The sequence below is a fragment of the Pseudoflavitalea rhizosphaerae genome (genome assembly GCF_003991355.1).
GTDB classification, from domain to species: domain Bacteria; phylum Bacteroidota; class Bacteroidia; order Chitinophagales; family Chitinophagaceae; genus Pseudobacter; species Pseudobacter rhizosphaerae.
The window spans coordinates 1-3,317 of the sequence record NZ_RCSU01000029.1; the positions used below are offsets into that span (position 1 = coordinate 1).

1 tRNA gene and 1 rRNA gene are annotated in these 3,317 nt (G+C 50.1%); both read left to right on the plus strand.

The features are described from left to right. Positions 1–100 precede the first annotated feature (100 nt). Positions 101–174: transfer RNA gene (locus tag D9Y29_RS26360), tRNA-Ala, on the plus strand. 194 nt (positions 175–368) lie between these two features. Then, positions 369–3,314 (plus strand): 23S ribosomal RNA (locus D9Y29_RS26720). Positions 3,315–3,317 lie beyond the last annotated feature (3 nt).

Consider the following 3,317-nt stretch of genomic DNA (forward strand, 5'->3'; position numbering starts at 1 on the left):
AGGGGTCACCAGTTCAAATCTGGTCGGGTCTACCACAAGCTGCGAGAGAATGGGCGAGAGCGCACAAAGGCTCGAGCGACACCTCAAGGCATCAACTCCTGGGGGATTAGCTCAGCTGGCTAGAGCACCTGCCTTGCACGCAGGGGGTCAACGGTTCGAATCCGTTATCCTCCACAAAAAGATCTTTCAAACTGTGATGTTGACATTCAAAAGTGAATGGTCTATAGGTTCGCAACCTGCACATCAGCTTCGTTTATTGTACGCCGTGAGGCGTGCAAGCAAACCAAGTTCTTTGACATATTGGGAAATAATTGTTATTCTAACAAGTATAAATGTTGTAAGAAACGAGTAATAAGTATAATAACTCTTTTAAAGCACTTAAGGGCGTATGGTGGATGCCTTGGCTCTCAGAGACGAAGAAGGACGTGGTAAGCTGCGATAAGCTGCGGGGAGCTGCACACAAGCATTAGATCCGCAGATTTCCGAATGGGACAACCCGGTATACTGAAGGTATATCATTCCGCAAGGAAAGTCAACCTCCTGAACTGAAACATCTAAGTAGGGAGAGGAAAAGAAAACAAACGTGATTCCCTGAGTAGTGGCGAGCGAAAAGGGAACAGCCCAAACCGGTGTAGCGTGCTGCACCGGGGTTGTAGGACTGCATTTAGAAACCAATTTCAAGCTGAACTCTCTGGAAAGTGAGACCATAGCAGGTGATAGTCCTGTAGGCACAAATAATTGGGGACGAGCAGTATCCTGAGTAAGGCGGGACCGGAGGAATCCTGCCTGAATCTGCCGGCACCATCCGGTAAGGCTAAATACTCCTGAGAGACCGATAGTGAACCAGTACCGTAAGGGAAAGGTGAAAAGCACCCTAAACAAGGGAGTGAAATAGTACCTGAAACCGTGCGCCTACAAGCGGTCGGAGCCTGGTAACGGGTGACGGCGTGCCTTTTGCATAATGAGCCTACGAGTTACTCCTCACTGGCGAGGTTAAGTTCTTCAGTAACGGAGCCGTAGCGAAAGCGAGTCCGAACAGGGCGACTAGTCAGTGGGGGTAGACGCGAAACTTTGTGATCTATCCATGGGCAGGTTGAAGGTGTGGTAACACACACTGGAGGACCGAACTCATTAGCGTTGAAAAGCTATGGGATGACCTGTGGATAGGGGTGAAAGGCCAATCAAACTGAGAGATAGCTCGTTCTCCCCGAAATGTTTTTAGGAACAGCCTCGGATATAGACATTTACTAGAGGTAGAGCTACTGATTGGGCTAGGGGGCTTCACCGCCTACCAAACCCTGACAAACTCCGAATGCTAGTAAATATCTCCGGGAGTGAGGCTGCGGGTGCTAAGATCCGTGGCCGAGAGGGAAATAACCCAGATTAGCAGCTAAGGTCCCTAAGCGTATGTTAAGTTGATCAAACGAGGTGGGACTTCTATAACAGCCAGGATGTTGGCTTGGAAGCAGCCATTCATTTAAAGAGTGCGTAACAGCTCACTGGTCGAGAGGTCCTGCACGGAAAATAATCGGGCATCAAACATACCACCGAAGCTCTAAGATGCACGCTTGGCGTGTATTCGGTAGGGGAGCATTCTGAACAGCGTCGAAGGTGTACGGCGACGTATGCTGGAGCGTTCAGAAAAGAAAATGTAGGCATAAGTAGCGATAAAAGTAGTGAAAAACTACTTCACCGTAAGACTAAGGGTTCCTGATCAACGTTAATCGGATCAGGGTTAGTCGGGTCCTTAGGCAAACCCGAAAGGGGCAGCTGATGGAAAACTGGTTAATATTCCAGTACCCGCTTCAGTTTCGATGGGGTGACGCAGTAGTGAACGACCCGCGGGGCAACGGATGTTCCCGTTAAAGCGTGTAGATATATCTGTTCCAGGTAAATCCGGAATGGATGTCGAACGTGATAGTACACAGAGTCTTCGGACAATGTGATAGTGGTCCTAATCAAACTGCCGAGAAAAACCTCTAAGGTTAGGCTGAAGCGGCCCGTACCGCAAACCGACACAGGTAGTCGAGGCGAATAGCCTANCTCTAAGGTTAGGCTGAAGCGGCCCGTACCGCAAACCGACACAGGTAGTCGAGGCGAATAGCCTAAGGTGCTCGGGTGAGCCGCGGAGAAGGAACTAGGCAAATTGACGCTGTAACTTCGGGATAAAGCGTACCACAGTGATGTGGTCTCAGTAAAATGGTTCAACCAACTGTTTAACAAAAACACAGGGCCCTGCAAAATCGTAAGATGACGTATAGAGCCTGATACCTGCCCGGTGCTGGAAGGTTAAGGAAGGATGTTCGGCGCAAGCCAAAGCTTCTGACTGAAGCCCCAGTAAACGGCGGCCGTAACTATAACGGTCCTAAGGTAGCGAAATTCCTTGTCGGGTAAGTTCCGACCTGCACGAATGGTCTAATGAGTTGAACACTGTCTCCTCCGCGAGCCCGGCGAAATTGTAGTATCGGTGAAGATGCCGGTTACCCGTCACGGGACGGAAAGACCCCGTGAACCTTCACTACAACTTTGCATTGATTTTGAGCAAACAATGTGTAGAATAGTTGGGACGCTTTGAAGCGGTGCCGCCAGGTGCCGTGGAGCGGTCGTTGAAATACCAACCTTTGTTTGCTTAGAGTCTAATCCCTTCCGGGAAACAGTGCATGGTGGGTAGTTTGACTGGGGTGGTCGCCTCCTAAAAAGTAACGGAGGCTTGCAAAGGTTCCCTCAGTACGGTTGGTAATCGTACGCAGAGCGCATTAGTATAAGGGAGCTTGACTGTGAGACAGACACGTCGAGCAGGGGCGAAAGCCGGCTAAAGTGATCCGGTGGTTCTGCATGGAAGGGCCATCGCTCAAAGGATAAAAGGTACTCCGGGGATAACAGGCTGATCTCCCCCAAGAGCTCATATCGACGGGGAGGTTTGGCACCTCGATGTCGGTTCGTCACATCCTGGGGCTGGAGAAGGTCCCAAGGGTTCGGCTGTTCGCCGATTAAAGTGGCACGTGAACTGGGTTCAGAACGTCGCAAGACAGTTCGGTCCCTATCTGTGATGGGCGTTAGAATATTGAGTGGACATGACCTTAGTACGAGAGGACCGGGTCGTACGGACCGCTGGTGTATCTGTTGTGCCGCCAGGTGCAGTGCAGAGTAGCTACGTCCGGCCAGGATAAACGCTGAAAGCATCTAAGCGTGAAACCTTCCACGAGATGAGTATTCTTTTAAGGGTCGTCAGAGACGATGACGTTGATAGGCTACAGATGTAAAAGTGGTAACACTAAAGTCGAGTAGTACTAATTACCCGTACGCTTTAATTTTTT